The sequence below is a fragment of the Bdellovibrio sp. GT3 genome, from assembly GCF_037996765.1.
GTDB lineage: Bacteria > Bdellovibrionota > Bdellovibrionia > Bdellovibrionales > Bdellovibrionaceae > Bdellovibrio.
The window spans coordinates 1,134,574-1,161,562 of sequence record NZ_JBBNAD010000004.1 but is presented as its reverse complement, the minus strand read 5'-3'; the positions used below and the strand labels follow the sequence as shown (position 1 = coordinate 1,161,562).

Sequence of the window (26,989 nt, the reverse complement as noted above, 5' to 3'; positions counted from 1 at the left end):
GATAAACAGTTTCATATTTGTTTTGAAGCAAATTACTCTAAAAACCAATACAAAAGTTACCCCTGAAATATCAAAATGAACGTCTCAATTTGAGATCGTGAAACACGCTAACATGCTGTAATCACGAGCATAAATAAATTTAGTCCAGTCGCGAGAGCTTTTTGTCAGCCGCCATGATATCCTACTAATATCAAAAAACAGGAATTTTCTTCCTGTTCGCTTTTTAAGTCTTTTTTCCGCATGGATTCAAAAAAGATCTCCCAGAGAGTCATCTGGGCAAGGGAATTAAAAACTGAATAAACGACAAGAAAGGTCATCCTAAACGGTGTTTTATGCCTTATGCATATCTTGCGGCGGCAATTATTTTCGAGATCTTGGGTACTATTGGAATGAAATACGCAGATGGTTTCACGCGGCTGATTCCTTCTGTATTAATGGTTCTATGTTTTGCTATTTCTTTTTTCTGTATTACGTTTGCACTTAAAACTCTGCCAGTCAGTGTGGTTTACGCAATCTGGGCAGGTGTCGGTACTGCTATCATGGCTGTGTTGGGCCTGGTTATGTTTAATGAACCACTTCCTATGCAGAAAGTTTTGGCTACATCATTGATTGTGCTGGGTGTTGTGATGTTGAATTTTTCCGGCGAAAAAGCAGTGGAGCAAGTTGCTGCTGAGACGGAAGTAAAAGAATTGAAATCGGCTCCAGAGAAAATCGTAATCACTCCAGCTGTAGAGCTGCGAGCGAGATCCGCATCGATGAACAGAAACTCTGGCTGACTTAACTAAATAAGAAAAAGCAAAACAAGAGAACTAAAAGACCGAAGTGAACCTTCGGTCTTTTTTTTGCTAAATGCGCGGTGCAAATTCGCAGGCACAATAGAAGCTTATTTTTCAAATTCCCTAACGGTCGAATTTCAATGCGGATGCTTTTCGTCGTGGCTGTGTTTTTGTTCCTCAAAAAACTCTCCCAGGCGATCGAATGGAGTTTCGGTGCGGGAGGCGTATTGCAGAAAGTTTGTGACTAGTTTTTTTAGGCGCTCACTTTGTTTGGCGTCTTTCAATTGATCCTTTTCATCAAAGGCTGTTTCGGAGAATGCCACACCGAAATAGTCGGGATAAACGAAGGCATTCAGCACATGAAAAGGCACGCGACTGTGGAAGTTACCCTTAATCGCTGCAAATTGGCTTATAGACGCACCAATTAGCAGGATCTGTTTATCACGCAGGGGAACGGGTTTAAGTCGTGATAGCCAGTCTACGGCATTTTTAAAAGGTCCCGGCATGCCACCATTGTATTCCGGCGAAGAAATGATGATGGCGTCAGCGGAGTTGATCTTTTCAGCCAGCTTGGTGACGCCCTCCGGGATTCCTTGCTCAGTTTCCAAGTCACCGTCGTAGACGGGCATGGGAAATTCATTGAACTCACACAATTCGACTTTCGCGTCTGGAAACTCTTCTGCATAAGCCTTGGCAATGCGGATCAGTTTTTTATTAAATGAACCCTTTCTTAATACCGGGGCAAAGCAAAAGATTTTCATCCGGACTTCCTCCTCAAAAATAAGAGCAACGTGCTTTTGCTATTTTCACTGATGGTTCATGTCTCCTAAATGGACTTCGCTTGTATTTGCCAACATACATCCCACGCTTGAAACATAAGATTTTCCTCTTGCTGTGGATAAAAGTTGACGGCCACTGAGTTCAATATTGTGAAAGTGTTGATGAAGCATAAAGGCAAGGTTGTGACCCACAGAATGTTGATGAATGAGATCTGGGGGTCAAACTCGGTTGAACACACCCATTACTTGCGGGTGTATGTCGGAGCTGTCAGAAAGAAGTTAAAGATCGACGAGACCACTCCTGAAATCATTTCAACTGAAGCCGGCGTTGGCTACCGGCTTTTGGATTTGGACTGATTACTTCAAGATGGACTTTTTTAACTGAGCAACGCCATCATCCGATGGTTTGCCAAGCCAGATCGAAAAGATTTTTTCAATGAATCCCGCGCTGCCTTTAATCTCAGTTGTAGGGCCTGATGTTGTTTCATAGGAAATCTTTTCGTTTCCATCCTTCAGGCGAGTTCCCAATATTGTGATTGCTTTGCCGCTTTTTGCTTCGCCGCCCTGTGAAACTGCATCAAGGAATTGCTTGATTGAGGCGTCTGAAAGATCGACGGAGTTGGTAGTCAGAGCTTCCTTAAATGACTTTTGTACGTTTTCGGCGTCAACATCTCTAAGAAAGTGGAGCTGGATCGCAATTGCCTTTTGGTCTTTCACTGAGGCAAGTGGTTCTGCTTTCTTGAACTTTGCGATGTCAGCGACAAAAAGTTCGCCAATATAAACTTTCACATCAACGAAAACGACTTTTTTCGCTCGCAGGCCAGCCCCGACTTCGCTGAGTTTGACCTCTTCTCCGTCAACCGTCGTGGTTGCCGCAGTCGAGAGTGCCACTTTCTCCATTTTATTTGATCCGACTTCTGTTTTAAGAAGTGCAGCGTTTGCGGAAATGGACATCAAAATAGATACTAAAGAAATGATCATTGTTTTCATAGTATTAGAATTCTGGGGCTGATCTAGATTGTCAAACAGGAATTAAGATTTACTGGTAGCAAGTAGGGGGATGGCGTATCCTATTTTTGTTTATGGCTGAAAAACGTCCGTCCATTTTTTTTCGACAAAAGCTTGAGATTTTGCTGTTAAGTCAGCGAGAGGATGTTCTGTCGCGTGTCCGCAGTCTGATCTCCACACATGGATTCACGTTTCGGCATGTTTTGGCCCTGGATGATGTTAAGAACCGTCCCTTTGAAACTCAACGAGCCATTGTTATTGTTGTGGCTCAAGAGGAGTCAGAGCATATTGGCGCGTTTTCAGAGAGAATACTCGGGCTGATGGAAAGGTTTCCACTTTCGACAGTATTTACTTTGACCCACGAGGCTCCTGATAAGAATAAATTTTCCGGACCGAAATTTTCGCGGGTGATTTTGATCACTCCATTTGATTTCTTTCAAAACTTCAAATTTGAATACATGTTGTTGTTGAAATGCAGAGCGCAGTTTTTTGATATTTTGCCCACAGATCTTTTTTCAATGACCACATTGCCATTTACAGTTTTTATTCGAATGCCGATCAATCAAAGAATAATGGGTGTCGCATTCCGGGGTGTGGTTCTGTCAGATTCAAAGTATCAAAAGATGCTGACAAGAGGTGGTTTTTTGATTCAATCACCGGAGGCCGCATCTTATCTGGAGTACATCGGTACTTATTTTGATCGATCGGGGATGTCTTTGAAGAAGCGGGTGCGTGCACATTTTATGGCAATTGCCTCTCTTTGGACGGATCTGAGCGAGGTCACACTGTTTGAATTCAAAACGGCTTCGGATGACGAAATTCGTTCAATTTATGAGAGAATGGAGCTGGCGGCGAAGTCCTTTGTGGAAACTATGAAGACGGAAGAGGATCTTTGGGAGTCTTTGCTTGAGGCGATGGACAATGATCTTTTCAACGTTTGGAGAAGTCCATGGGTTGCTGCCTATGCGGCCTATATTTCCCAGAGGTCCGGTGTTGGCAACCCGGTGGATGCCTTACTTGCAGGTTTGCTTTGTGATGTCGGTCTTTTTGATATTCCTGATGAGACCTATCAAATTTATTTGAAAAGGGGCGAGTCCTTTCTGGATCCGCAGCAGACGGAAGAGTATCGCAAGCATCCAATGATGTCTTTGAATCGATGTCTTTTTAAGAAGATACCGGTGAGCGAACAGGTTAAAGCGATTATGGTCTGCGTCCATGAGAGAGCGGATGAAAAAGGTTTCCCAAGTCAGACGCCATTTGACATGGTTCCCGTGGAGGCTTCGCTTATCCGCTTCAGTGAAATGATCGATATCGGCAGTCGCACCACGATGCATGAAAAATCAATCGGATTTCGTTATCTTCGGGAGAAAATTTGGGAGGAAGCGAAAGCGAAGCCTGGAAACTTCACGACCGACTTCCTTGATCAGATTTCAGAGAGTCTTTTGTAGGTTTGACACCTCTTGTAAGAGTCAGATTCCTTTTGCGCCCTCTTCATCTTTTGCATTTAATAGAGTCCTTAATAAGGAGTCATTGGGATGCTTAAAGTTTTAGCATTGGTGTTTGCGGTTTTTGCTGGTTTGAACGTGGCTGAGGCCAAAGACCTTACGAATCGCCTGGGCGTGGGGGTAAAATCTCATGCAACTTTGGATTTGCCGGAACTGGCAGTGGTTTATAATCCTTCTTCTGAAATTCAAGTCACGGGTGGATTGGGAATTGATACGCAAAAGGACCAATCCAAGTTTGCGGCCATCGCTGGGGTTCGCCGTATCGTTTTTAAAGAACAAAACATGAACTTCTACATGGGCGGAACCCTGGGGTTGGTGAATTGGGAAGAGCTGAACGATGCGGGTACCAGAGAAAAGCAATCCGGCTTTGAGTTGGATGCGGTCTTTGGTGGTGAATTCTTCTTTTCGGGTTTGGAATCCCTGGGCTTCACTTTTGAAGGCGGCGTGGGTGTTATTTCTGCGGATAACGTCCGTTTCAGAACAATTGCGGACAGCCCGTTCCGCGCTGGTATTATTTTTTACTTCTAATTCACAAAGGATTTATTTATGAAAAAAGTTATTCACACAGACAATGCACCTAAAGCGGTTGGACCTTATTCTCAAGCTGTAGCTATGGGTGATTTTTTGTTTTGTTCCGGTCAGATTTCAATTGATCCAAAAACAAACGAAGTTTTCACTGGCGATATCAAGACTCAAACTGAAATGGTCATGAAAAATGTTGAAGCGGTTCTTGGCGCCAACAACATGAATTTTTCAAACGTGGTTAAAACAACAATCTTCCTGACAAACATGGCTGATTTTGCGACTGTGAACGAAATCTACGCCAAAGCTTTCACGGCAGCTCCTCCAGCGCGTTCTACTGTCGCTGTTGCGGCATTGCCAAAAGGCGTGAACGTGGAGATCGAAGTTCTTGCCCACCGTTAAGGCTCTGCTGCGCACGCGTATTTTCTGGATCGTGGTGATCCTTGGGGCGTTGATTATTCAGCGCTTTGTCAGGGAGTACCGTCAGATCGAGAATGAACCGATGATTTCCTGGACACGATCACAGAATGCAGATTGTGCTGTGGTCTTGACCGGGGGAGCGGGACGCGTGCGAGAAGGGTTTGATCTTCTGGCGAATCAAAACGTCAAGAAGCTGGTGATATCCGGAGTTTTCTCCAATGCGCGAATGCGCGAGATTATGCCGGTGTGGCCATTTTATGGAAGTCTTAATGAGAACGATGTGGTTTTGGATCGACGATCTGAAACCACGTTCGGAAATGCTCAGCAAAGTTTACCGATTGTAGAAGCATTGAAGTGCCGAGACATACTTCTTGTGACTTCCCGATTGCACATGTACCGATCCTATAAAACCTTCCGGGCGGCCTTTCCGGAGAATATATACATTCAAAAGCATCCCATAGTGGGAGGGCGATACGAGTCTTCCGTCCCGGAAACAGGGTTTGAAGCCTTAAAGTCGTTCTTTTATTCCTTGTGGGCCTATTAAAACCAGACCTTGGTTTGTAAACGAAAGTACGATTTACACCGATAAAGTCCCTAGGAAACTGGGGAAATTAAATGAATTCTTTATTCTTACAAATCGACTCCCTCGGGAGATTTGTGACAAAGAATGCGGAGTACACGTGGCGTGTTCTCCTGATGGTATATCTTTCCCTTCGTGCAACCGTTCTTGATCAAACCCAGGGGATGCGCCAGATCATTCGAGTAATTTCTGCGCAGATATATTTCACTGGTTGGCAGGCGTTGCCGTTGGTGAGTGTGCTTGCTTTGGCCTCGGGCAGCGTCCTGGTGCTGCAATCTTTATCCAACCTGACGAAGTTCGGCGGAACTCAAATGGTGGGGCCCTTTTTGATTGTGATGATTCTGCGTGAAGCCGGCCCCCTCCTGGTGGCGCTGGTTGTGACTGCAAGATCTGGTACAGCGGTGGCTTCTGAGATTGGAAACATGCGCGCAAACCGGGAGATCGAAGCCTTGGAAGTCATGGGAATCAATCCCTTGAGTTACATCGTGTTTCCGCGGGTTTTGGGTGGCGTGATCAGCATGCTTTGCCTGGCTTTTTACTTCAATTTTGTGGCGTTGATCGGCGGATTCTTTGTGACCAAGTTCATTCAGGATATGCCCTTTGCTTTCTATGCGGAATCGCTGATGACGGCATTTTCCTTTGATGATTTCTGGATCTTTCTTTTGAAAAACAGTTTCAGTGGAATGATTATTTTCGTGGTGTCCTGTTATCAGGGGCTATCCGTGAAAAAGAGCCCGACGGAAGTGCCACAAGTCACCACGCAGGCCGTGGTGAACAGTATCATTTTCGTCATCGTATTTAATTTAATTGTAACAGCTTTGTTTTATTTAAATCAGTTGCGCAATCTGGGGGTTTTATAATGAAGATCGAAAATCTGAAGTTTGAAGGCGTTTCTTTTTCGCATGAAGGGCAGGATCCTGTTATTGCCAATGTTGAATTCGATTTTCCCATGAATGAAATCCTTTGGGTTAAAGCAGAGGAAGGGGCTGGAAAAAGCTCCTTGTTGCAGATTTTGGCAGGGTTGCAGATGCCTCAGTCCGGACAGTTTTTGATCAATGGTCAAAACGTCTGTGATATGTCCTTCGAGGAGTTTTTGCCTTACCGTTTGCAAATTGGTTACTCATTTGATTATGGCGGTTTGATTAACAATCAGTCGTTGTTCGATAATATGATGCTGCCACTTCTTTATCACAAGGTTTTAAGTCCCGAGGACGCCAAAGCCCGCGTGGAGGAAATTTTCAAAATTTTTGATGTCACTAAATTTGCTCATGAAAGACCAGCACATGTTCCAGGCCGTCTGCGTAAGTTGACTTGTCTTTTGCGTGCAATGGTTATGAGGCCGCAGATTCTGCTCTTGGATGATCCAAGTGTGGGATTGGGTCAGGACAGTGTTTATACTTTGGTGGATTATATTCATCAGCTGCGTAAAGAGGGCTGCCTGAATCACGTATTCATCAGTTCCTATGATGAAAAATTCATGAATCTATTTAACTATCAAATCGTTCATTTGGATGATGGCCAGCTTTACTTCCAGCCGGTGGATCCAGAGAAGAGAGTTGTACACCTATGATGAAAGTGAAGTTCAATAAATTTGAACGAGTTGCGGGACTTTTTGTTGGCGTTGCAATCCTGGGTGTACTGGGGACGGCGGTGAGTATTGCTGTGAAGCAGGGGTGGTTTGATTCCAAAACCTACTACACGACGACATTCGAAAATGCCGATGGATTGCATCAGGGGACGACTGTGCATATGGCGGGTCTTCGTGCCGGAGCGATTGAGAATGTTGAGCTAAGAACGGATAACAAGATTGAAGTGACTTTCTATGTGCTGAGTAAGTTCCAGGAAAGAATCCGTCAGGACAGTACCGTTCAGTTGAATCGTCCGTTTATTATCGGGGAAAAAATTCTTGAAGTGACGGTGGGCACGGAGAAAGCTCCGATTTTAGCCTCCAATAGTTTTATTCAGTCGAATGAATCCATGGATATCGTGTCCATGCTAAGCAGTCGCAATATCAGTATGACCATGGCCCGCGTGGGTGGTTTACTGGAGAATTTGCAAATGCTGGTTGAGGCTTTTGCGGATAAAGACCGTGCAGCCAGTTTTGTTCGTGTGATCGATCGTATGGATCCACTGATGAAAAACATGACAGTGATGTCCCATGAGGTGATTAAACTTTCCAAGCAGGCCACAGCCAATGATTCCTTGGAAACTACAATGCGCAATCTGGCGATCACAACTTCCGAGATCAACCGTATTTTGCCGGAGCTGAACAAACAGAATCCAGAACTTGCTAAAGATTTGGCGGTTATGATGCAAAATCTGGCGGTTGTGACCCAGGCGGTAGGGCCTGCGGCGAAGGAGCTGGGACCTGAGATTCCACAAGCCTCGCGTCGGATGCTTGAAGTCTTAAACGAAACTGTTGTGACGCTAAAGGCGATGCAAAAGAGTTTCTTTATGGAAAGCAATGTACGTGAAGTTCGTAAAGAGGAAGCTCTGCAGCGTGTGCCGGCGAGTGAGAAAAAATAGCCCATTAAATAGCCTATAAAAGGCTTGAATCCCACAATTGAAACAATAAGATAAAGAGATGTTAGTTGGACATCTCTTTCGTCATTTTATCTTCTCAAAACGTGCGGGTGCGCTGATTCGCCGAATTGCGTTTCTATCCATTGGCGGGATCACCATCAGTGTCACCGCATTTCTGGTGGTCCTCTTTGTGATGAATGGGATGAATGCCAGTATTCGCAAAAGAATTCTGGGGCTTGAGCCTCATCTTTACGTCACAGTGCCTGGTGTGCAAAATGCGATGGGACTGGAAACTCATCCGGTCTATTCCCGTATCAAGGAAGACCCCACAACGCAGGCCTATGTTTATGAAACTCAGGATGTAATTTTACGCAGTCAGGATGGTCAATTCAAGGGCGCCTTTGCCCGTGGAGTGACGAGAAACAGTCTGGAATATTTTATATCGCAATTGGCGAAGCTGGATGCAGATAAGCCGCAGAATGCTGTCGGTGGACCGCCCTCGTATGTATGGGATCCCCAGGATGTGCCTGACGAAGGAGAAGTTGTTCTGGGTGTGGACTTGGCGCAATCGCTTGGCGTATTCGATGGTGATTTCATCACAGTGGTTTCTCCGACCGGTCTTTTATTGCCTCCGGGGCAAACTCCGAAGTTTGAGCGGGTGCGAGTAAAAAGAGTGGTTACCACGGCCTTGGCTGATGTGGATTCGCAGTACCTGTATTATCAGCGAGGCAAAGCACTAAGAGCTCTGGATAGCGGAGATCTAAAAAAAGTGGGAATTGAAATGTGGCTCGCAGATGAGAGTCGCGTTGCAAATGTTCGGGATGATCTGATGAAGTTCACCGATGTTCAGGTGGAGACCTGGATGGATCGCAATTCAGCTTTGTTTTACGCTTTGAAACTGGAAAAATTGACCATTGGAGTTTTTTTGGGTCTTGCTGGAATGATCGCAGCAAGTTCCATTTTAACCGTGTTGGCTTTGTTATTGTCCCAGAAAAGACGGGATATTGCAGTTCTTCGAACCATTGGATTATCGGGTAAACGGACTGTTAAGATTTTCACGCAAATTGGTTTTCTGTTGGCGGGTTCTGGTGTGCTGGTCGGAACGGTGATCGGTACGGGGCTAAGTCTGTATATTCAAAACAACCCCATTAACATGTGGTCATCGCATACTTTTTACGACACGACTATACCAAGCCTCGTGGATTGGTGGCTGGTGTTCGGAGTGTTGATAGTAAGCTCATTGATAGCCTTTTTAGGTTCTTATATTCCGTCAAGAACTGCTACTGAGGTTCAGCCTTCTGAGGCGTTACGAATGAAATAAAAAAAAGCCCCACTGGATTTCAGAGGGGCTTTTTAGTGTAAAAGGACTTTGAGTTTTAAACGCTCACTTGGAAATCGCGAAGCGCATCTGTCAGAGAAGTTTTAAGGTCAGTGCTTGCTTTGCGTTGACCGATAATCAGTGCGCACGGCACGCCAAATTCTCCAGCCGGGAAGTTCTTCATCTGAGTTCCTGGGATGACAACTGAATTTGCCGGGACTCGACCCTTCATTTCAACTGGTTTGCTTCCGGTCACGTCGATGATTTTTGTGGATGCCGTAATTGTTACCCCAGCTCCAAGAACCGCACCCTCTTCGATGATCGCACCTTCAACGACGATGCAACGACTTCCAACGAAAGCGTTGTCTTCAATAATAACCGGAGAAGCCTGAACTGGTTCAAGTACGCCACCAATGCCCACGCCGCCAGACAGATGAACATTCTTTCCTATCTGGGCACAGGAACCAACAGTTGCCCAGGTGTCCACCATTGTGCCTGAACCAACATAAGCACCGATGTTAACGTAAGAAGGCATTAGGATCGCGCCTTTTTCAATGAAGGAGCCTTTGCGAGCCAAGGCATGAGGAACCACGCGCACGCCATCCTCTTCGGACCATTTTTTTACCGGGATCTTGTCAAAGTATGTGAAGTCACCAGCTTGCATGACAGTCATCTGTTGCACGCGGAAATAGAGTAGGATCGCTTTTTTTACCCACTCGTTGACCAGCCATTTTCCGTCTTTCTTTTCAGCCACTCGGAGGCGGCCGGCGTCCAGTCCTTCGATGACCTCGAAGATGGTTTTAAGATCATTCGCCATCAGTTGATCAACGCGTTTGCCGTTTTGGATATCAGAATAAAGTAGTTCAACAGATTGTTGCACGAATGTCTCCTTACTTGTCGTAAACCTTTAGAGCGTCAAGAATAGCGGGAACGTGAATCTTAATGATGTCTTCAGCAGACTGTCCACGTTCGATTTCATAAGTTAAAGTCGGGCACGGTCTTTCCAGGCCGGCATAGGTTCCCAGGCAACCAGGCGTTGGGTATCCGATGTCATCATCGATTTTATAGCCGGTGTGCTTTGCCAGGACGTTGGCAAATTCATAGCAATCGCCATTCACGTTAAGTACAGGCTGCCACGAGTGCAGTGAAAGAACCAATTTTGGTTTTTTCTCATCCAGGTACTTGATCAAGCCATGGTTTTCAGATTCGCTGCCGGCTTTGGGTCCCGGATGGTAGCGCGGAGTTTTAATTTCCGGAGACCAATCCTTGGTTGGCAGATTGCGATTCAGATCCACACCGTTGCCATTGCCACGAGTTTTGTAGATCACTCCCTCCAGATTGAATTGGGGGACTAGAGTCAGCTTGAATTTATGAGTGTAAGACTTCATGAAATGCTTCAGGAGTTCCTGCGCGCAGATCACACCCTCGATTTCATCTCCATGAACACCGCCCAGGATTAAAATTTCCGGATGGGTGTCGTTGCCGAATTCATAAGCGAGTACCGGCATGCCTTTGGAGGTGGAAGTAAAAATAGAAGTTTTCATGACAAACGTCCTTTGTTCGGCAATGATATTAGCACGAGGTTTTTGTGGAATACATCAATAATGAGCTTCATTTTGGGCCGGATAAAAAGAACTTAATGTCTCTCTGCGCGAATTACATTCGTCCCATCTATGTCTACGACCTCGATTTTATCCGCTCCCGCTTTAATCAGATGGCGTCAGCTCTTGATGGGGTGCGTTTATACTTTGCAGTGAAAGCCAATCCAAACCCCCAAGTCCTGCAGTGCCTGAAGATGGCAGGGGCTGGTGCGGATGTTGTTTCCTTGGGAGAAATCAAAAGAGCACTTGAAAGTGGATTCTTGCCTGAGGATATCGTGTACTCCGGCGTGGGAAAAACACGTCATGAAATCACAGAGGCATTGAAGTTGGGTATTTTCCAGATCAATGTTGAGAGTCTGCCAGAGTTGGAGCGTATTGGTGAAATTGCCAAGGCCCTGGGTAAAAAAGCCTGTGTGGCATTGCGCTTGAATCCGGACGTCAGTATTCAAACGCATCCCTATATCGCAACGGGATTGCGGGATAATAAATTTGGTATGGAATTGTCCTTGTTGCCGGATTTGTCATCCTGTTTGAAAAGACATGGGGATTCGTTGGAATTGGTGGGGGTGAGTCTGCATCTGGGATCGCAGATGTTGGAATTCTCCGGTTACCAAGAGGCTTTGATCAAACTTAAAAATGAATTTATCAAATTGAAAAAAGAGTTTCCGACATTGAAGAGATTTGATTTTGGCGGAGGTTTGGGAGTGGTTTATGAAAAACTGGATCTCGAACTGGAGTCTCGACTCTTGAATGAATATGCCGGGATTACCAAGGGGATTCTGGGTGATTTGAATTGTGAGCTGCAATCTGAGCCTGGTCGTTGGCTGGTGGCTCACGCCGGGGTCTTGTTGACTCAAGTGCAGTATATTAAGAAAACCTCTGTAAAAACATTCGTGATTGTGGATTCAGGAATGAATCATCTTATTCGTCCTTCATTGTATGAAGCCGAACATCGCATTTTACCTCTTCAGGAAGGTCAGAATAAAATCACTTGTGATGTGGTAGGGCCTATCTGTGAGTCATCAGATTTCTTTTTGAAAGACTATCAAATGGCCGTTGTTCGCGAAGGGGATTTCCTGGCGGTCCTTGATTCCGGTGCTTATGGATACTCAATGGCAAGCACGTATAACTTGCAAGAGCTGCCGTTGGAAGTTTGTATCTAGACTAAATCCACAACTTTGAATTCATCAGCCTTGAGTGGTTTTAGAATCTTCAATGCCACTTCTGTGAAATGCGCTGAAGAGTCCGTCGTCATAATATCAATCTTCTGATGATTGCTATTGCCGTTGCGACCAAGTCTGTTTTTGCTGAAATCTCTTTCAAGCCATCTGGCGATCGCTTCGCCGGAATCCACCAATTCGATGGAGGAGCCCGTAACCCGTGCGATGGAGTTTTTCAAAAGTGGATAATGAGTGCAGCCCAATATCAATGTGTCTATTGAGTGTTGTAGAATCTGACTGAGATAGCGAAATACAATCAAATTAGTCACGGGGTCGGAATCCCAACCTTCTTCAGCCAGTGGAACAAACAAAGGGCAGGCCTGGTCGATCACTGTCGCTGTCGGCTCCAGATCCATAATTTTATGGGAGTATGCTTTGCTGTTGATCGTCGCCCGAGTACCCAAGACACCGATGCGTTTACTTTGGCTGACCTCCAGAGCGCGTTGAGCTCCGGGGCCAATGACATTGTAAATTGGAAGTCCTTCAAGTTCCGGTTCGGGAACCTGTGTGGAAGCGGTATTGCAAGCGATGACGATGGCTTTAACATCCTGTTTTTTTAGGAACTGGATGTTTTGCTCAGAGTACTTGCGGATTGTGTGCGCGGATTTTGAACCATAGGGAAGGCGTGCCGTATCGCCCAAGTAGAGAAAACTCTCATGGGGAAACTGCATGGCAAGTTCTTTGAGAACCGTTAAGCCACCGATGCCTGAATCAAATACCCCTATGGGTCTGGAATCCATTTACTTTACTCCGTGTGCGCGAGACTCAGAGATACCACTAGAAGACATTTCCATAAAGTGGGCTTTGTCTTTTATCTCTGCAATGCTGGTTGCATTAATGTAGCTCATGCCGGAGCGGATGCCACCAGTGACTTCGTGAATGACATCTTTCACGTGTCCTTTGACATTCACTTGAGTGGATTCGCCTTCTGGAGCCATTCCCTCAGGAACGCCGCCGCGCCAAGAATCTTGAGCAGAGCGTGAAGCCATGCCGCGATATTGTTTCTTACCGTTTTTGATTTCCCCCGGAGTTTCAATTGTACCCGAGAGCATGCTACCAAGCATAACTGTGCTTGCACCTGCGGCGAAGGCTTTTACCATATCGCCTGAAGTGCGAATTCCACCGTCAGCAATGACCGGGACACCATGAGCTTCTGCAATTTCCGAACAAAGAGCGATGGCTGTAAGTTGCGGCACGCCACACCCGGTGATGATGCGAGTTGTGCACATGGAGCCTGGACCAATTCCCACTTTGATGGCGTCAGCACCGGCTTCGATCAAATCGCGAGCGGCATCTGGAGTTGCCATATTTCCGGCAATCAAATCCACATTTGGATACTGGTCTTTTAACCACTTCATGGTTTCCATCATTTGCACAGAGTGGCCGTGAGCAATATCGATCGTGATGATATTAACTCCGGCATCCACCAGGGCTTTGGAGCGGGATTTAAATTCCTCACCAACGCCAACACTGGCAGAGATAAGTTTAACACCGGCTTCTTTTAAGCGGCGTGCTTGGGAGGCCTGTTCTTCCGTGGTGATAAAGCGGTGAAGAATTCCCATGCCGCCAAGGTTGTGCATGGCTAGTGCCATGTCGAATTCAGTCACCATGTCCATGTTGGCGCTGACAATAGGCGTTTCCATGGAAAAATTACGGGTTACTTTCGTCGTCAAATTTGGGTCGCGACGAGAGCGAACATCCGAACGCGCCGGAATAATAAGTACGTCATCAAAAGTCAGACCTTTTCCGCGGTTTTTTACTTCTTTCCAATTAAACATGAGATTCATGTCTTTTTACCTCGTCTTGAAAAACATTAAACAAAAGCTGTGTTGAAATAATCAGTAAATATGTATCCAGTAAGTTCAATACCAGACTTGGCACTGGTGTTTTCCAGAGCAAACGGTAGGAGTCAAAGAGACTGGTCAGTATCAAGGGGATGAACAGGTGAAATAGAATCAGAATTCCTGTTATTTTGAACCAGTGTTTACGAAAGACACCGGCAGATGCTTGAAGGGCATCGATTTTTCCTTCGTCATAGCGTTGGGAACCGGTCACCACGAATGGCACCATGCTGTACTCTAGAAACTTCCAAATGCCTGGCAGGATAAATAGCAATCCCCACAAAAGAGTTTTGCCCCAGGTTCGAAGAGTCTCAATAAATACCTGATTGATGTATCTGCCGTAAAAGTCAGACAGACTGGCAGCCACCTTTTTGTACTGCATGGCATACAAAGCGGTTGTGATCAAAAGTATCGGGAACAGGATACTGCTGATAATTGATAGGAACCCAAACCAGTAAACTTGAGGCGTGGCTCCAAGCGGGTTTCTTAAAGCTGTTTCAACCTGTTGATTGAGGAATTGATCGATGTTGCTGGACAACACCAAAAGGACAAACAATGGAAAGGCGACTCTTTTAAAAACCGTCAGGTTTTCGGTAAAAAATTTCACCACACAACTAAATCGAGAAACCAGAGGGGAGTCAAGCGTACCTTTGTTAATATACACCTGTAAAAGGAAGAGCCAAAATCAGATACTGGTGATCTATGAAAGAGCGAATTTTAATCACCGGGGCTACAGGTAAAATGGGGCGGGAGTTGGTGAGGCGACTTGATGGCAGGCAAGCTCGATTTGTTGCTGCAAGTCATGACGTTTCTGTTTTTGATCCGGAAGTACGGCATAGACAGGTTGATCTGGGAGTGCGCAGTCTGGTCGAAGAGGTCATGAAGGAGACTGATATCCTTTTTCTGAATCTGCCGATTTCTGAGTCCATGCTGGTTTATGCTCAAAATGCGATCATCGCCGCAAAGAACTCTGCGGTGCGGTTTGTGGTTTTTAATTCAATTCTGGGAGCCGACGCAGATTCCCAGTTTCTTCTTCATCGTACGTATGGCCAGATTGAGGAGATGGTGCGGGACAGTCGATTGCCATTGGCAGTTATTCGTCCCAACCATTTTATGCAGAGCTTTGTTTCAAGGCATGCTGACTCCATTCGTCAAGGAGCTTTGTTTTTACCTGAGGGGGGGTCGAAAAGTTCCTACGTGGACGTGCGCGATGTCGTCGATGTGGCTCTGAAAGTGGTTGAGAATCCCTGGCTTTACGAAAATCGGGTGATCAATCTGACAGGTCCTGAGGCTTTGAACCTTGAGGAAGTATTAGGGAAAGTATCGAAAGTCGCAGGTTATCAGGTCCGCTACGTGCCAGTGACTGAAGAAGCTGCGAAGCATCGCCTGTTGCGCGATGGACATAGTGTCTGGATGGCTGAAGCATTTCTAAGTACACACAGAGCTGCCCGGGAGGGAATGACCGCGTGGATTCATCCGTGTAATCACGAAGTTCGCGGGGTGGCGCCGAGAAACTTTGATGGTTTTTGCAGTGAAATGGGGACGTCATTGTTTCATCCATATTCTTTGCACCAGGAGAGTCTCTAGAATAGACTCCATTCCCATGATCACTTTATTGAAACAATCATCATATAAAACTATGCCGTGGAAGAATGGCAAGGGGCAGACTGCGCAAATAGCCATCGGTCCCGAAGGGGCTTCGTTTCCGGATGATTTTTTTTGGCGAATCAGTTCAGCGCAAGTAAACGGAGATGATCCGTTCTCAAAATTTCCTGGTTGTGATCGAAAGCTTGTTATCACTCAAGGCACGGGTTTGACCTTGAATGGCAAAGATTTGCACCAGCTGGAGGTCCTGGAGTTTTCAGGTGAAGAAGTCATTCACGCGAAGCTTATTGAAGGGCCCGTGGTTGATTTAGGAATCATTTATCAAAGAGATCGTATTCAGGCCGAGATGAAAGTATTAAACCTGCACGAGATATCGACGCTGAACTTTGAAGGTGGAAGACATTTTATATTTTGCCTTAGGGGCAGGCTTGAGGTGCATGGACATTTGGTGCATGCCGGAGATTGTATAATGATTCAAAATCTATCAACGCTTGAGTTGGCTGGTTTGAATCACAGCTCCTATGTTTTGATTTCAGTTAGCGAAAAGTAACTCCTCTGCCAAAATTGGTAGAGGAGTTTGGTGAAACTAGTATTTTACGCTGCAGCCGTAAGGCTTGCTGGTTTCCTTGGCAATTTTTTCGCCCTTCATTGCACTGTTCGTTGCCGCCATAATATAGTTTTGAGCGGTGGCGATGGTTTTCTTGTCAGAGGAATCATCGCTATCAATGGCTCCTGCATAGCGAAGTGTGCCTTGAGGATCAATCAGGTACATGTGCGGAGTGGTTTTCGCTCCGTAGGCTTTTCCCATGGTTCCACTTTCATCAATTAAGATCGCGGAAGCTTTGGAGCCTTCCTTTGTTCCGTTGGTGATGGTTTCTCCGGGCGTCATATAACCTTGTTTGCCTTTTGCGGAGGAAACAACCGTTAACCAAACAGCACCTTTGCCAGTGAGTTCACTTTGGATCTTTTGCATGTTGCCACTGTCGTAGTGTTTACGAACATATGGGCAATCCTTGTTGTACCACTCAAGGATCACGTATTTGCCTTTATAGTCCTTAAGATTTTGTGGTTTCCCTTGCGCATCGGTTACGGAAAACTCGGGCGCTGGAGAGCCAATTCTTGCATCGGCGAAAGCGAAGCTTGAAATTAAAGTTGTCGCAAGAACAAGTAACGTCATTTTCATGGTGATTTCTCCTGATTGGTGAAGAGATTTTGAATAAGTGACTTGGTTAGTATTTCCGGTAGAATCTGCGGCTCTTTGCTGCCTTTCGAATAATAGACATAAAGTGGCAATGAATTTCTTCCAAAGCTTGCAAGGGCCTTGGTTATCTTGGGATCACGGTCTGTCCAGTCGGCTTTGTAGAGTTTGACTTTGTTATCACTGAAAAGCTTTTGGATATCAGTAGTGTTTAAGACCAGTTTTTTATTCACCTGACAGGTGATGCACCACGCGGCTGTAAAGTCGATAAAAATGGCATTGCCTGATTTAAGTTCTGAGTTAATGCTGGTTTCACTGAAGGTATTCCACGAATCTGAAGAAGTGGCGGTCGTAGTGCCCTTTATAGAAGAAGACTCCGGTAGAAAATAAAGAGCAGCCAAGGACAACACAAATCCAATTGCCAGAACTATTTGTTTCAATCTTTCATTTCTGATTTGTCTTGAGCACCAGATCCATAGCCCAATACACAGAAATAAAATCAAAACAAACAGGACGCCGGTCATTTCGATTTGCTGGGCAAGCACCCACAAAAGCCAAATGACTGTTGCGAAAAGGGGGAAAGCCAGAACCTCCTTGAATTTTTCCATCCAGGCACCGGGCTTGGGTAAAATGCGCAGTGCTTGCGGGAAGTAGGCCAAAGCTAAAAATGGCAGGGCCATTCCCAACCCCAATCCGGCAAAGACCGCCAGTGTGTGCGGTGGTGGCAATGTCAATGAAGCGCCAATCGCCGCCCCCATGAAGGGCGCAGTGCAAGGGGTGGCAACCACGGTTGCCAGAACTCCTGTCAGGAAGGATCCCCAGTGAGTGTTCTGGGTCTTGCGTGCGCCCAGATAGGTCAATGACTGTCCGATTTCAAAAGTGCCCAGGAAGTTAAATCCCAACCAAAAAAACAAAGTGGCAATGCCTGCGGCAATGGCCGGAGACTGCAGCTGAAAGCCCCATCCCAGTTGTTCACCGCTGGAGCGCAGAAACAAAAGAACACCGCCCAGAAAAATGAAGGAAGCGATAACCCCTGCGCTATAAAACCATCCGGAGATGCGCAGTTGATGGCGACTCTTTTCTGGTCCCAGAAAGCTTAGAATTTTAATTGAGAGAACGGGGAATACACAGGGCATGATGTTTAAAATTAGACCGCCCAATAACGCCCAGAAAAGTATTTTTGCAAGTGCAGGACTCGGGGAAGGTGAAAGAGCGATCTCAAATGCCACGCGGTCCCCTGAGTTTGTGGCGATGGATACCAAAAATGGCGATCCACTGAAATCCGTTTTCGAGGTGTCTTGAAGTGCGTGAGTGAATCTGTATCCAGAGGCGGTCATTTCCATGTGCGGACTCTGGGGTTTGAAGTTTTCTCCGTCGAGGGGAAAGACTTCCAGGGTTTTGATATTGGCACTTAAGTCGTTGGAAAGATAAAGCTGCGTCTGTAAATCATCAGACTGCTGACTTAGGATGTCCCATTTGGTGCCCGTCGGTATTTTTTCAGGATAAAGAAACTTTGTGAATAATGGAGATTCCTCGGTCGTCGTTGCCTGGTAAGGCAGGTTTAGTTCCAGGTCCGTAAAATAAGGAATGCATTCAATTTTGCAGATTAAAAATTCAAGTTTAACCCGAGCATTGATTGGTTGAGGTGTATCTGCGGAGAGCAGGAACTTGTACAGCGTTTCCTTGCCATATCCAAAATTGATCATTCCCTCAAGGGGGTATCTTTCAGGAACTGGCCAGAGTTCCTCTTTGATACTTCCGTTGGTGATGTTCCACTTCCATTTGGGGGCGGCGCCGGAGTCACCGGAGTTTTTCCAGTAAATGTGCCAATCGTCTTTGATGTTGAAGTGGAGTCCTAACGCCACATCTTCCTCTGAATTCCAGCTGGGGCGGCTTGACAGGAGTTCAACTTTTCCTTGAGGAAAAGTGAATGAGGAAGGTGTCGCCATGGCCCAGCTTGAAATCAGCAATGTCAGTGTGAAAACGAAAAAACCCATTACTGCAGTTTGCACGCGCCGGGAATCTCTTTGGAGATGCCAGACATCTTAGGATTTATAAGTTTTGATTTTATGCTTCCTTCTGCGGAGGGAGTGTTCACGACCATAAAGATTTCGTTCTGTGGGTTGTCTTTGAATAGGACGACGTTGAACATTTCCCCCGGATTTTTATCAAGAGGTGTCACTGGTGCATTTTGCGTGGGTGTGTGAAACATGGTGATTGTCGCCGTTTCAGCAGGCGTACCATCGTCGGCCACTTCAATTCGCACGGTACCGGCCGGGGCGCCGAAGAACGAATATTCACAGTACATTAAGGATGCTGAAGCAAAAGTTGGAGTCATCATTGATATAAGTAAAAGTGTTTTCATGCTTAAAAGGCTAGCAGCCATAGGATTGTGCTGTAAACAGAAATCACCTTCTTGCTAGCTGAAAGCTGAATGACAAGAAGTAAGCAACTGTTTGTCAATTTGTGACCACTGTGACATGAATTCGCCTCTCGATGGAGGCTTACATGCGTATCGCAAAATCTGTAATTTTATTTTCCCTAACAGCTCTGTTTTGCACTCAAGGACTGGCTTCCTATACTGTGCAGGATGTGGGTGTAATCGGTTTGATGTCTCACGATGTGTTCTCATGGGATCACAAGAAAGAAGTGAACTTGGAAAATGGCCGTCTTGATTTGAGTACCATTTTTGAATACGAAAATGGTCGCAGATGGTATCTGGGTGGGAATCCTAAGAATTCTGAAAATGCAGCGGTATACACTGTGGCTATAAAGCTTGTGAATACCTACACAGCACTTATGAAGCAAGGGGCCACTCCTCTTGAGGCCAGAAGACAAACAGTCCAGGTTTTCCATGAGATGATCCGTGAATTTTATGAAAGAGCGTTGCAGGAGAAATTTCCTGAAACAGCGCTCAAAGACCTTCCTACCAATTTGGAGCAAGCCGCAATCAGAGGTTTTCATGACCTTCTTCCGGGAAGAATAAAACTCTACGATCGCAATTTCCGCAGCGAGCTTAAGTTGACGAGTGTTTTAACGGCAAAGACTGTTCTGAATGAGCGGGAACTGGCGCAGGAGTTGAAACCGTTTGATGGGGATTATGATTCTGAATACAAAGCCATCAAAATCCCTTTCACCAGTGTGGTTTTGAATTTGAAAGAGATCGATAGAAAGTTCATCGAAAAGTTCAGTCACTTCAAGCAGGCTGACATGCTGGCTCAATTGGCCAAAGTGGGTGCTGGTGAAATGACAGTGCATCAACTTTCATTTGCTCCACCAGTGCGTGAGCTATTCCGAAAAGCGATGTGCGGTGAGGGCAATGCGTATATGTCACAGGATATGGTTTGCGAGTAGTTAGCAGGGGTCTTCTTTACAAAAAGGACCCTTAAAATGGAAAAAGCCCCAAGGTTTACCTTGAGGCTTTTATTGGTTGCGGGGGCAGGATTTGAACCTACGGCCTTCGGGTTATGAGCCCGACGAGCTACCAGACTGCTCCACCCCGCGACAGTGACAAGTGAATGTCTGAGAAGACAGTTGTAGGCGCATATGTACTCAGGGTCAATGATTCATTTATGTTATTTTCGTATGGCTACGTGTATCATTGCCTCTTATTTGCTCACTCACATTCATTGTGTTCTAGTTGAGGTATGAATGGGAAAAAACTTCTTAAAGTATTAGCGATTGGTGCGGGCTCTGTTGTTGTGGTTTTTGGAATTCTTGGAGTGTGGTTGTTATCCATGCTGCCAGGACCTTCGAAAATGAAAGAGGCAGTTCATTCTTCGATTTCGAAAATTGAACGTAAGAATGATGGCAATTCACCAAATTCTGAAAATTCACCTCATGTTTCTGAAGTGGATGATGTGCAGGCCAAACAGGAAATTGCACCAAGTGGTGATGCAGCTCCTTCTCAGACTGCCGGGAAAAGCAAGATGAACATGGATGTGGTCTACAATGATTTTGCCAATCCAGAGGTTCCCTTGGCGAGCACCTGCCAAGAGTTGTCGAAGGCTGGAGAAAGCGGATTTTTTCCAAAGAACACAGATCGCACTGCTGTGAAATTTATGGATAATATTGTCAGCTCACAAAAGGACCCGGTTTTGGAATCCGTTGCTCCCATTATGCGCTGGGCACTTCGTATCCCAGGAATCAGTGATGTGGTTCAAATGGTCAAGGACTCCAACGGGGATGATAGTTTGGTGCAAAAAGCGGAGCTGTATAGACAGTTGTATCGTGCCGCCAACTACTTCCAGAGTCACTCAGAGGAAGCAAATCAAGTTATTCAAAAATCCTACAACCTGCATATGCTAAGTAAAGCCGTTGCCCTGAAGCCTCAGTTGGCTTCTGACAGTTCGACTCTTTCATTTTGTGAGCAGATTCAAGGCAGTTTGCTAAGTAATCAAAAACTCAATGTTGAAGAGCAAGTTCAAGAAATGCAGAAATTCCTGCAAGATGCAGGTATTGACGAAAAAGCAATTGGATTTGATGCGAACTATCGGGCGAAGATGCAGATGGATCTTGGAAAAGGACATCTTTCAATAACGGATTCCTGGTTGGAGGATCTGTTCAAAAAAGGTCTGATGTAAATAGGACGCATGGATTCACACCAAGGGGAGAGTCTTGAAGCAAGTCATCGTCACCGGAGCATCCACAGGAATAGGTTTTGACCTGACACGCACGCTTTGTGAAAAAGGTTATATCGTCTGGGCTTGTGTTCGCAAACCCGAGTCGTTGGATCGACTGTTGATCGACTATAATGAACGTCTGCGTGTGATAAAAATGGACGTCACCAATAAGCACGACATCGAAAAAGCTTTCAGAACGGTTCGCACCGAAATGAATCCAAAGTGGCCACTGGTTTTGGTTAACAATGCGGGCATCGCCAGCGGCGGACCGATTGAGGGGCTGGACACAGAGGAATGGCGCAGAATATTCGAAGTAAATTTGTTTGGCATGGTGGAGATGACAAAAACCTTCTTGCCGCTTATTCGGGAAACCAAAGGTCGTATCGTCAACATGGGTTCTATCAGTGGACGGGTGGCTGCGCCGTTCATGGGACCTTATACAACTTCAAAGTTTGCAGTGAAGGCATTCACTGATTCATTACGGCGCGAGGTGAGCTCTTTAGGTGTGAAGGTGTCGCTGATTGAGGCCGGTCCCATACGGACCGAGATCTGGTCGAAGTCCATCGACAAAACAGATCAAATGATGGAAACCTGCCCCCGGGAATTGCAAAGCGTGTATGGTAGTATGATGTCATTAATTCGCGAAGGTGTGTTGGAGGCGGCTCAGGAAGCTGTTCCAGTCAGTGTCGCAACAGTGGCGATCATGCATGCTATTGAAAGCCATATACCCAAGGTTAATTATCTGGTCGGGAAGCGAATTAAATTGCAGGCGAATTTGCTGAAATTTATGTCGACGCGAATGATCGATCGGGTGATTCGGAAAAGTCTGCGCTTTCACCGAAGTTAAAGCGCAGACATAGAGCATCTATTTTTTTAGGGAGACAGTTTCTGCTTCACCCTTGTCATTCAATTGAACAACTTTGGTTTTGCTAACACGAATCGTAGGGATGTCGGTCATGCCCTCGGCCTTCATTTTTTCAATATTAAAAGGCACGATTTGTTTGCGGGCTTTTTTGCCCGGGTGAAGTTTCAGACCATGGGCGCAGTTTCTGGAGCAAGTGTCTTTTTTAAACTCAAGTTCGATACAGTTTACGCAAACCATTCCCGGAGAGTCGCAGCGCAGGCAATCAATTTTGATTTCAGACGGCTGACCACAATGCGGGCACAATCCGTATTTCTGGGAAGGCGCCAGGTTTTGATCCACGGCCACGCGGTGGTCAAACACGAAGCATTCGCCTTCGTACTGATCGTTTGGATATTCGTTCAAGTAGTTCAGGATGCCGCCTTCCAATTGGAAAACGTTGTCGTAACCTTTGTCTTGAAGTTCCAGAATTCCTTTTTCGCAACGAATGCCACCAGTACAGAAGATCAGCATTTTTTTGTCTTTGGAAATGCCCTGGGATTCAATGTACTGAGGGAAATCTGTGAATTTCTCGATATTAGGATTCAAAGCCCCTTTGAACGTCCCGATTTTGTATTCGTACCAATTGCGTGTGTCGATCATCACGTAATCGGATTCTTCCTTCATGACCTTGTTCCATTCAGAAGGTGACAAGTGGTGATTGATGCCTTCAGACGGTTGCATATCCGGAATGCCAGTGGTCACGATCTCTTCGCGGATTTTTACTTTAAATCTGCGGAAGGGTGCTTTATCCGAATAAGAGTCTTTGTAGAATTGAGTGGGTTTTTGGAAGTAGTCGCGAACGAATTGTTTCCAGGCTTCGAAGGATTCTTCTGTGACGGCCGCGATCGTGGAGTTATAACCTTCAGTTCCTAAAATGATCAGTCCCTTGACGTCGAGCTGTTCCGCTTTTGCCTCTAGATCTAATTTAACTTGTTCGGGATTTTCGATTTTTTGAAAGCTGTAAAAAGTCGTAACATAATGCTTCAGGGCATTTTCGGTCGTCATATGATCACCTTCAGTTGTCCCAATCCGGCTCCAAACCAGGGGGAGTTGTTAGTTCGAAGGGGTTATAATGCCCTCAGGCCCATATGCGCAAGTATGAAAAAGACAGCGGGCGTTAATTCCATCCCGGGAGGGGAAATTCTTGCCTGCTAAGCTAGGGATCGCGTAAAACCATTTTTTATAATCAATTTAAAGGCTTAAGTATGTTGGCTACTCCTCAAATTCAAAAAGAAATTCTTCGCCGTCGCACCTTTGCGATCATCTCGCATCCCGATGCCGGTAAAACCACTCTGACTGAAAAACTCCTGTATCACGGTGGTGTGATCCATGAAACGGGCGAGGTGAAGGGGAAATCTGGTTCCAAGGCAGTGACTTCGGACTGGATGGAGCTTGAGCGCCAAAAAGGGATCTCGATCACGTCATCGGTGATGACGTTTGATTACAACGATCTGCGCGTAAACCTTTTGGATACTCCGGGACATAAAGACTTCTCGGAAGATACGTACCGCGTTTTGATGGCCGTGGATTCTGCAGCGATGTTGATTGACGTTGCCAAGGGTGTGGAAGAGCGTACCAAAAAACTTTATGAAGTCTGCCGTCTTCGTAAGATCCCGATTTTTACTTTCGTAAATAAGCTGGATCGTGAAGGTAAAGATCCTCTGACTTTGATCGATGAAGTTGAAAAGACCCTGAACATGCAATGCTATCCGGTGACTTGGCCTTTGGGTATCGGTCAGCGTTTCCGCGGCATCTACAATCGTTTGACTCAGGAAATCTGGATTTACGATCAGCGCCGTGAGGAAGTGGAAGATTATCAAAAAATTCCATTTGTTAAAGGCAAAGACGATCAAATCCTTTACAACTACCTGGATAAAGAATCTGCGGATCAGGTGTTGGAAGAGCTTGATTTGATTGAGGGCGCTTTGCCGCCATTTGATGTGAATGAATTCCTGTCAGGACAAATCTCTCCTGTGACTTTTGGTTCTGCCAAACAGAACTTCGGGGTGGATACATTCCTGCAGTTCTTTACGAAATACGCACCGGGGCCTCAGCCTCGTATCACCAAAGACGACCAGAAGATGGATCCCTTGGATGCGAAATTCACCGGCTTTGTATTTAAAATTCAAGCCAACATGGATCGTCGTCACCGTGACCGTATTGCTTTCATCCGTATTTGCTCTGGAAAATTTGAGCGTGGCATGAAAGTTCAGCATTCCCGTTTGGAACGTGAGTTGCGCCTGGCGTACTCATCACAATTCGTTGCGGCTGATAAAGAGACGGTTGATGAAGCCTATGCGGGTGACATCGTGGGTGTCGGCGATACTGGAAACTTTGCCATCGGTGATTGCGTTTCTTCATCTGGCAAAATTCAATTCGAGGATATTCCTAAGTTTGCGCCAGAGTTGTTTGGTCGCTTAAGTGTTCGTGACGCTTTGAAACGTCAAAAACTACAAGAAGCTCTTCGTCACCTTTCTGAGGAAGGTGCCATCCAGTTGTTTATCGAACCACATATTGGACCACAGGACCCTATCATCGGGGCTGTCGGTGAACTTCAATTCGAAGTTTTGTTGCACAGACTTCAGGACGAATACAATTTGGAAGTGAAATTGAACCGTCTTCCTTATGGTGTGTGCCGTTGGCCAACAGTGGACGGCAAGCCGGTGACGAGCCTTAAAGGTGGCGCGAACATGGCACAGGATCTGAATGGCAATCCGGTGGTTTTGGTAAATCAAGAATGGGATCTGAACTGGTTGAAGCGTGAAAACCAAGACGTGGAATTCCAAACCAGCATCTCAAGGGCGCGCTAATGTTGCCTCTTAAGATCACTGACCTTAGAAAAAAATATCCTGGCGGCCAAGAGGCCGTTAAAGGTGTTAGCTTTGACGTGAAGCCCGGGGAGATATTTGGGCTACTGGGACCAAATGGTGCAGGTAAAACCACGATCATTTCAACGATCACAACTTTAGAAGAACCATCGAGTGGTTCGGTCGAGGTTTTTGGTCAGGACGTGAATCAAAATTCACGCTTTACCAAGCAGCAGCTGGGAGTGGTTCATCAGGAAGTGATCACTTCGGGGTTTTTCAGCGTCGATGAGATTTTGAATTTTCAATCCGGTTATTACGGAATCAGTAAAAACCAGGACCGTATAGATTTTCTGTTACATAAGCTTTCCCTGTATGAACATCGCCATAAGAAAGTGAAGCAGCTTTCCGGTGGTATGAAACGTCGTCTGATGATTGCCAAAGCCCTGGTGCACACACCACGATTACTTTTGCTGGATGAGCCGACGGCCGGCGTGGATATCGGTTTGCGAGAAACTTTATGGCAGTTCGTCCAAGAATTGCGTAAAGAGGGCATGTCGATCCTATTGACCACGCATTACCTCGAAGAGGCTGAACAGCTTTGTGATCGCATTGGAATTATCAATCTGGGCAATCTTGAAGCTTTGGGTGAAACCAAAGAGCTTGTACGTAAATACACACAAAAGAAAATCCGCCTGACGTTGTCAGAGCCCTTTGCCTTTAAAACAGAATATCTGTTTTTTCAGGAAGGGAATGAATTCATGTTTGTCGTTCCTCCGGGAAAACAAATGGGCGAATTCCTGAATGAGACCGGAGTTCCGGTCAATCTGATCAAGGACGTGAAAATCGAGGAAGGCAATCTGGAAGAGGCCTTTATGAAGGTGGTGAGCAAATGATGACTCCGTTTTTTGCTCTGTTTCGCAGAGAAATTGCCCGCTTTCTTAAAGTGATCGTACAAACGATTGTGACGCCTTTCGTTTCGTCATTTTTATATCTGTTGATTTTCGGGGTTTCCCTTGGGGCGACGATGCCGACTCATCAGGGTGTGAAGTATCTTTCGTTTTTGATCCCAGGCTTGATGATGATGGGCTTGATGAATAATGCCTTTCAAAATTCGTCCTCTTCGATCGTTTCATCCAAGTTTTCCGGTGACCTTGAGGATCTGCGTGTCGCGCCGATCAGCAATCAGGAAATCATCTGGGCGATGAGTCTGGCTGCCCTGGTTCGCGGCTTTATCGTGGCCTTGATCACTTACATCGTGGGCACTGCGTTTTCGTGGTATCAACAAGGGGAAGTGCTTTACATTGCTCATCCGATTTACACATTGTACTTCACAGTGGTTGCAGGTTTGATTTTTGCGCTTCTGGGAATCTCGGTGGCGTTTTGGGCAACCACATTTGATCAGTTGTCGGCATTTTCAGCTTTCATTTTGTTGCCGCTGACTTATTTGGGCGGGGTGTTTCTAAGTATCGATCATCTGCATCCATTCTGGCAGATGCTTTCAAAACTGAATCCGCTGCTATATCTGATCAATGGTCTGCGCTACGGTGTGATTGGTGTGAGTGACGTGGGAATGGAAGTGGCTGTGCCGGTTTCGTTTTTGGGTTTTGTGATTTTTTATGGACTGGCAAACTTCAGCTTAAAACGCGGGTCTTTCCAGCGTTGGTAGTCTGGTTTTGACAGGTTGACGCCTATTGTTAGGCGGAAATCTTGGTGATTGCCGGGCGAATGAGTTAATTAAATTCGATTATTCGGAGATTTAC

General features: G+C 45.8%; 30 protein-coding genes and 1 tRNA gene. 19 read left to right on the top strand and 12 right to left on the bottom strand.

Annotation, left to right across the window (positions count from 1 at the left end; translation table 11 throughout):
* The first annotated feature begins 332 nt into the window (after nt 1-332).
* Nucleotides 333-776 carry a DMT family transporter gene (locus AAAA73_RS07270; RefSeq protein WP_340597529.1) on the top strand — a complete coding sequence of 148 codons (444 nt, stop codon included), beginning with the start codon at nt 333-335 and terminating at the stop codon, nt 774-776.
* Between the two features lie 137 nt (nt 777-913).
* Here AAAA73_RS07270 and AAAA73_RS07265 read toward each other — a convergent pair whose 3' ends face one another.
* Complete coding sequence (locus AAAA73_RS07265) at nt 914-1,537, bottom strand: NADPH-dependent FMN reductase (protein WP_340597528.1); 624 nt, start codon at nt 1,535-1,537, stop codon at nt 914-916.
* A 144-nt stretch (nt 1,538-1,681) separates the two neighbouring features.
* On the opposite strand from AAAA73_RS07265, the gene AAAA73_RS07260 reads away from it, so the two are divergent.
* A complete protein-coding gene (locus AAAA73_RS07260) occupies nt 1,682-1,912 on the top strand; it encodes a winged helix-turn-helix domain-containing protein (protein ID WP_340597527.1) in 231 nt (76 codons plus the stop codon).
* On the opposite strand, the gene AAAA73_RS07255 is transcribed toward AAAA73_RS07260, so the two are convergent.
* Complete coding sequence (locus AAAA73_RS07255) at nt 1,913-2,545, bottom strand: chalcone isomerase family protein (RefSeq protein ID WP_340597526.1); 633 nt, start codon at nt 2,543-2,545, stop codon at nt 1,913-1,915.
* Nucleotides 2,546-2,637: 92 nt separating this feature from the next.
* Between AAAA73_RS07255 and AAAA73_RS07250 the strand changes: the two genes are divergently transcribed.
* The 8 genes from AAAA73_RS07250 to AAAA73_RS07215 all read left to right on the top strand — a co-directional run bounded on the left by AAAA73_RS07250 (nt 2,638) and on the right by AAAA73_RS07215 (nt 9,434).
* Nucleotides 2,638-4,011, top strand: a complete 1,374-nt coding sequence (locus AAAA73_RS07250; protein WP_340597525.1) for an HD domain-containing phosphohydrolase — start codon at nt 2,638-2,640, stop codon at nt 4,009-4,011.
* Nucleotides 4,012-4,098: 87 nt separating this feature from the next.
* A complete protein-coding gene (locus tag AAAA73_RS07245; RefSeq protein ID WP_340597524.1) occupies nt 4,099-4,596 on the top strand; it encodes an organic solvent tolerance protein in 498 nt (165 codons plus the stop codon).
* Nucleotides 4,597-4,614: 18 nt separating this feature from the next.
* Nucleotides 4,615-4,992, top strand: coding sequence for a RidA family protein (locus AAAA73_RS07240; protein WP_340597523.1), 378 nt, complete (start codon nt 4,615-4,617; stop codon nt 4,990-4,992).
* Complete coding sequence (locus tag AAAA73_RS07235) at nt 4,979-5,554, top strand: YdcF family protein (protein ID WP_340597522.1); 576 nt, start codon at nt 4,979-4,981, stop codon at nt 5,552-5,554. The genes AAAA73_RS07240 and AAAA73_RS07235 overlap by 14 nt, the downstream gene beginning before the upstream one ends.
* A gap of 71 nt (nt 5,555-5,625) precedes the next feature.
* On the top strand, nt 5,626-6,450 hold the full coding sequence (locus tag AAAA73_RS07230; RefSeq protein ID WP_340597521.1) for an MlaE family ABC transporter permease: 825 nt from the start codon (nt 5,626-5,628) through the stop codon (nt 6,448-6,450).
* A complete protein-coding gene (locus AAAA73_RS07225; protein WP_340597520.1) occupies nt 6,450-7,160 on the top strand; it encodes a cell division ATP-binding protein FtsE in 711 nt (236 codons plus the stop codon). Before AAAA73_RS07230 ends, AAAA73_RS07225 begins: the two co-directional genes overlap by 1 nt.
* On the top strand, nt 7,157-8,116 hold the full coding sequence (locus AAAA73_RS07220) for an MlaD family protein (RefSeq protein WP_340597519.1): 960 nt from the start codon (nt 7,157-7,159) through the stop codon (nt 8,114-8,116). The genes AAAA73_RS07225 and AAAA73_RS07220 overlap by 4 nt, the downstream gene beginning before the upstream one ends.
* A 58-nt stretch (nt 8,117-8,174) precedes the next feature.
* Nucleotides 8,175-9,434: an FtsX-like permease family protein gene (locus AAAA73_RS07215; protein ID WP_340597518.1), complete on the top strand. Its 1,260-nt coding sequence runs from the start codon at nt 8,175-8,177 to the stop codon at nt 9,432-9,434.
* A 55-nt stretch (nt 9,435-9,489) separates the two neighbouring features.
* On the opposite strand, the gene AAAA73_RS07210 is transcribed toward AAAA73_RS07215, so the two are convergent.
* Together AAAA73_RS07210 and AAAA73_RS07205 are read right to left on the bottom strand one after the other, a co-directional pair.
* Nucleotides 9,490-10,311, bottom strand: coding sequence for a 2,3,4,5-tetrahydropyridine-2,6-dicarboxylate N-succinyltransferase (locus AAAA73_RS07210; protein WP_340597517.1), 822 nt, complete (start codon nt 10,309-10,311; stop codon nt 9,490-9,492).
* A 10-nt stretch (nt 10,312-10,321) separates the two neighbouring features.
* Nucleotides 10,322-10,999, bottom strand: coding sequence for a M14 family zinc carboxypeptidase (locus AAAA73_RS07205; RefSeq protein ID WP_340597538.1), 678 nt, complete (start codon nt 10,997-10,999; stop codon nt 10,322-10,324).
* 20 nt (nt 11,000-11,019) lie between these two features.
* On the opposite strand from AAAA73_RS07205, the gene lysA reads away from it, so the two are divergent.
* Complete coding sequence (gene lysA, locus AAAA73_RS07200; protein WP_340597516.1) at nt 11,020-12,195, top strand: diaminopimelate decarboxylase; 1,176 nt, start codon at nt 11,020-11,022, stop codon at nt 12,193-12,195.
* Here lysA and murI read toward each other — a convergent pair.
* The 3 genes from murI to AAAA73_RS07185 are packed head-to-tail and all read right to left on the bottom strand — an operon-like array spanning nt 12,192 to nt 14,700.
* A complete protein-coding gene (murI, locus tag AAAA73_RS07195) occupies nt 12,192-12,992 on the bottom strand; it encodes a glutamate racemase (protein ID WP_340597515.1) in 801 nt (266 codons plus the stop codon). The genes lysA and murI overlap by 4 nt on opposite strands.
* On the bottom strand, nt 12,993-14,030 hold the full coding sequence (locus AAAA73_RS07190) for a guanosine monophosphate reductase (RefSeq protein ID WP_340597514.1): 1,038 nt from the start codon (nt 14,028-14,030) through the stop codon (nt 12,993-12,995).
* Entirely contained in the window at nt 14,023-14,700 is a 678-nt protein-coding gene (locus tag AAAA73_RS07185) for a hypothetical protein (protein WP_340597513.1), read from the bottom strand. Before AAAA73_RS07185 ends, AAAA73_RS07190 begins: the two co-directional genes overlap by 8 nt.
* A 95-nt stretch (nt 14,701-14,795) precedes the next feature.
* Between AAAA73_RS07185 and AAAA73_RS07180 the strand changes: the two genes are divergently transcribed.
* On the top strand, nt 14,796-15,680 hold the full coding sequence (locus AAAA73_RS07180; RefSeq protein ID WP_340597512.1) for an NmrA family NAD(P)-binding protein: 885 nt from the start codon (nt 14,796-14,798) through the stop codon (nt 15,678-15,680).
* A gap of 16 nt (nt 15,681-15,696) precedes the next feature.
* Nucleotides 15,697-16,248, top strand: coding sequence for a HutD/Ves family protein (locus AAAA73_RS07175; protein ID WP_340597511.1), 552 nt, complete (start codon nt 15,697-15,699; stop codon nt 16,246-16,248).
* A gap of 36 nt (nt 16,249-16,284) precedes the next feature.
* Here the strand turns inward: AAAA73_RS07175 and AAAA73_RS07170 are convergent, their stop codons facing one another.
* From AAAA73_RS07170 to AAAA73_RS07160, 3 genes are read right to left on the bottom strand one after another with little or no spacing between them, the layout of a single operon-like run.
* Complete coding sequence (locus AAAA73_RS07170; RefSeq protein WP_340597510.1) at nt 16,285-16,881, bottom strand: redoxin domain-containing protein; 597 nt, start codon at nt 16,879-16,881, stop codon at nt 16,285-16,287.
* Nucleotides 16,878-18,893 carry a protein-disulfide reductase DsbD family protein gene (locus tag AAAA73_RS07165; protein WP_340597509.1) on the bottom strand — a complete coding sequence of 672 codons (2,016 nt, stop codon included), beginning with the start codon at nt 18,891-18,893 and terminating at the stop codon, nt 16,878-16,880. The genes AAAA73_RS07170 and AAAA73_RS07165 overlap by 4 nt, the downstream gene beginning before the upstream one ends.
* Nucleotides 18,893-19,261: a hypothetical protein gene (locus AAAA73_RS07160; protein WP_340597508.1), complete on the bottom strand. Its 369-nt coding sequence runs from the start codon at nt 19,259-19,261 to the stop codon at nt 18,893-18,895. Before AAAA73_RS07160 ends, AAAA73_RS07165 begins: the two co-directional genes overlap by 1 nt.
* Nucleotides 19,262-19,404: 143 nt before the next feature.
* Here AAAA73_RS07160 and AAAA73_RS07155 point away from each other — a divergent pair, with 143 nt between their 5' ends.
* Entirely contained in the window at nt 19,405-20,250 is an 846-nt protein-coding gene (locus tag AAAA73_RS07155; protein WP_340597507.1) for a hypothetical protein, read from the top strand.
* Nucleotides 20,251-20,323: 73 nt separating this feature from the next.
* On the opposite strand, the gene AAAA73_RS07150 is transcribed toward AAAA73_RS07155, so the two are convergent.
* Nucleotides 20,324-20,400: transfer RNA gene (locus AAAA73_RS07150), tRNA-Met, on the bottom strand.
* 143 nt (nt 20,401-20,543) lie between these two features.
* Between AAAA73_RS07150 and AAAA73_RS07145 the strand changes: the two genes are divergently transcribed.
* Nucleotides 20,544-21,479, top strand: coding sequence for a hypothetical protein (locus AAAA73_RS07145; protein WP_340597506.1), 936 nt, complete (start codon nt 20,544-20,546; stop codon nt 21,477-21,479).
* Nucleotides 21,480-21,513: 34 nt separating this feature from the next.
* Nucleotides 21,514-22,365, top strand: a complete 852-nt coding sequence (locus tag AAAA73_RS07140; protein ID WP_340597505.1) for an SDR family oxidoreductase — start codon at nt 21,514-21,516, stop codon at nt 22,363-22,365.
* An 18-nt stretch (nt 22,366-22,383) separates the two neighbouring features.
* On the opposite strand, the gene trhO is transcribed toward AAAA73_RS07140, so the two are convergent.
* Nucleotides 22,384-23,427, bottom strand: coding sequence for an oxygen-dependent tRNA uridine(34) hydroxylase TrhO (gene trhO / locus AAAA73_RS07135; protein WP_340597504.1), 1,044 nt, complete (start codon nt 23,425-23,427; stop codon nt 22,384-22,386).
* Nucleotides 23,428-23,627: 200 nt separating this feature from the next.
* Between trhO and AAAA73_RS07130 the strand changes: the two genes are divergently transcribed.
* From AAAA73_RS07130 to AAAA73_RS07120, 3 genes are read left to right on the top strand one after another with little or no spacing between them, the layout of a single operon-like run.
* Entirely contained in the window at nt 23,628-25,232 is a 1,605-nt protein-coding gene (locus tag AAAA73_RS07130) for a peptide chain release factor 3 (protein WP_340597503.1), read from the top strand.
* Entirely contained in the window at nt 25,232-26,122 is an 891-nt protein-coding gene (locus tag AAAA73_RS07125) for an ABC transporter ATP-binding protein (protein ID WP_340597502.1), read from the top strand. Before AAAA73_RS07130 ends, AAAA73_RS07125 begins: the two co-directional genes overlap by 1 nt.
* Nucleotides 26,119-26,895 carry an ABC transporter permease gene (locus AAAA73_RS07120; protein WP_340597501.1) on the top strand — a complete coding sequence of 259 codons (777 nt, stop codon included), beginning with the start codon at nt 26,119-26,121 and terminating at the stop codon, nt 26,893-26,895. Before AAAA73_RS07125 ends, AAAA73_RS07120 begins: the two co-directional genes overlap by 4 nt.
* Nucleotides 26,896-26,989 lie beyond the last annotated feature (94 nt).

Bases quoted from the DNA above. Each gene is read 5' to 3' on its own strand.
- AAAA73_RS07130 (WP_340597503.1), top strand. From the start codon at position 23,628: ATGTTGGCTACTCCTCAAATTCAAAAAGAAATTCTTCGCCGTCGCACC.
- murI (WP_340597515.1), bottom strand. From the start codon at position 12,992: ATGGATTCCAGACCCATAGGGGTATTTGATTCAGGCATCGGTGGCTTA.
- AAAA73_RS07215 (WP_340597518.1), top strand. From the start codon at position 8,175: ATGTTAGTTGGACATCTCTTTCGTCATTTTATCTTCTCAAAACGTGCG.
- AAAA73_RS07190 (WP_340597514.1), bottom strand. From the start codon at position 14,030: ATGTTTAATTGGAAAGAAGTAAAAAACCGCGGAAAAGGTCTGACTTTT.
- AAAA73_RS07175 (WP_340597511.1), top strand. From the start codon at position 15,697: ATGATCACTTTATTGAAACAATCATCATATAAAACTATGCCGTGGAAG.
- AAAA73_RS07120 (WP_340597501.1), top strand. From the start codon at position 26,119: ATGATGACTCCGTTTTTTGCTCTGTTTCGCAGAGAAATTGCCCGCTTT.
- AAAA73_RS07225 (WP_340597520.1), top strand. From the start codon at position 6,450: ATGAAGATCGAAAATCTGAAGTTTGAAGGCGTTTCTTTTTCGCATGAA.
- AAAA73_RS07245 (WP_340597524.1), top strand. From the start codon at position 4,099: ATGCTTAAAGTTTTAGCATTGGTGTTTGCGGTTTTTGCTGGTTTGAAC.
- AAAA73_RS07265 (WP_340597528.1), bottom strand. From the start codon at position 1,537: ATGAAAATCTTTTGCTTTGCCCCGGTATTAAGAAAGGGTTCATTTAAT.
- AAAA73_RS07155 (WP_340597507.1), top strand. From the start codon at position 19,405: ATGCGTATCGCAAAATCTGTAATTTTATTTTCCCTAACAGCTCTGTTT.
- AAAA73_RS07270 (WP_340597529.1), top strand. From the start codon at position 333: ATGCCTTATGCATATCTTGCGGCGGCAATTATTTTCGAGATCTTGGGT.
- AAAA73_RS07240 (WP_340597523.1), top strand. From the start codon at position 4,615: ATGAAAAAAGTTATTCACACAGACAATGCACCTAAAGCGGTTGGACCT.
- AAAA73_RS07145 (WP_340597506.1), top strand. From the start codon at position 20,544: ATGAATGGGAAAAAACTTCTTAAAGTATTAGCGATTGGTGCGGGCTCT.
- AAAA73_RS07255 (WP_340597526.1), bottom strand. From the start codon at position 2,545: ATGAAAACAATGATCATTTCTTTAGTATCTATTTTGATGTCCATTTCC.
- AAAA73_RS07220 (WP_340597519.1), top strand. From the start codon at position 7,157: ATGATGAAAGTGAAGTTCAATAAATTTGAACGAGTTGCGGGACTTTTT.
- AAAA73_RS07170 (WP_340597510.1), bottom strand. From the start codon at position 16,881: ATGAAAATGACGTTACTTGTTCTTGCGACAACTTTAATTTCAAGCTTC.
- AAAA73_RS07180 (WP_340597512.1), top strand. From the start codon at position 14,796: ATGAAAGAGCGAATTTTAATCACCGGGGCTACAGGTAAAATGGGGCGG.
- AAAA73_RS07165 (WP_340597509.1), bottom strand. From the start codon at position 18,893: ATGGGTTTTTTCGTTTTCACACTGACATTGCTGATTTCAAGCTGGGCC.
- AAAA73_RS07230 (WP_340597521.1), top strand. From the start codon at position 5,626: ATGAATTCTTTATTCTTACAAATCGACTCCCTCGGGAGATTTGTGACA.
- AAAA73_RS07125 (WP_340597502.1), top strand. From the start codon at position 25,232: ATGTTGCCTCTTAAGATCACTGACCTTAGAAAAAAATATCCTGGCGGC.
- AAAA73_RS07160 (WP_340597508.1), bottom strand. From the start codon at position 19,261: ATGAAAACACTTTTACTTATATCAATGATGACTCCAACTTTTGCTTCA.
- trhO (WP_340597504.1), bottom strand. From the start codon at position 23,427: ATGACGACCGAAAATGCCCTGAAGCATTATGTTACGACTTTTTACAGC.
- AAAA73_RS07250 (WP_340597525.1), top strand. From the start codon at position 2,638: ATGGCTGAAAAACGTCCGTCCATTTTTTTTCGACAAAAGCTTGAGATT.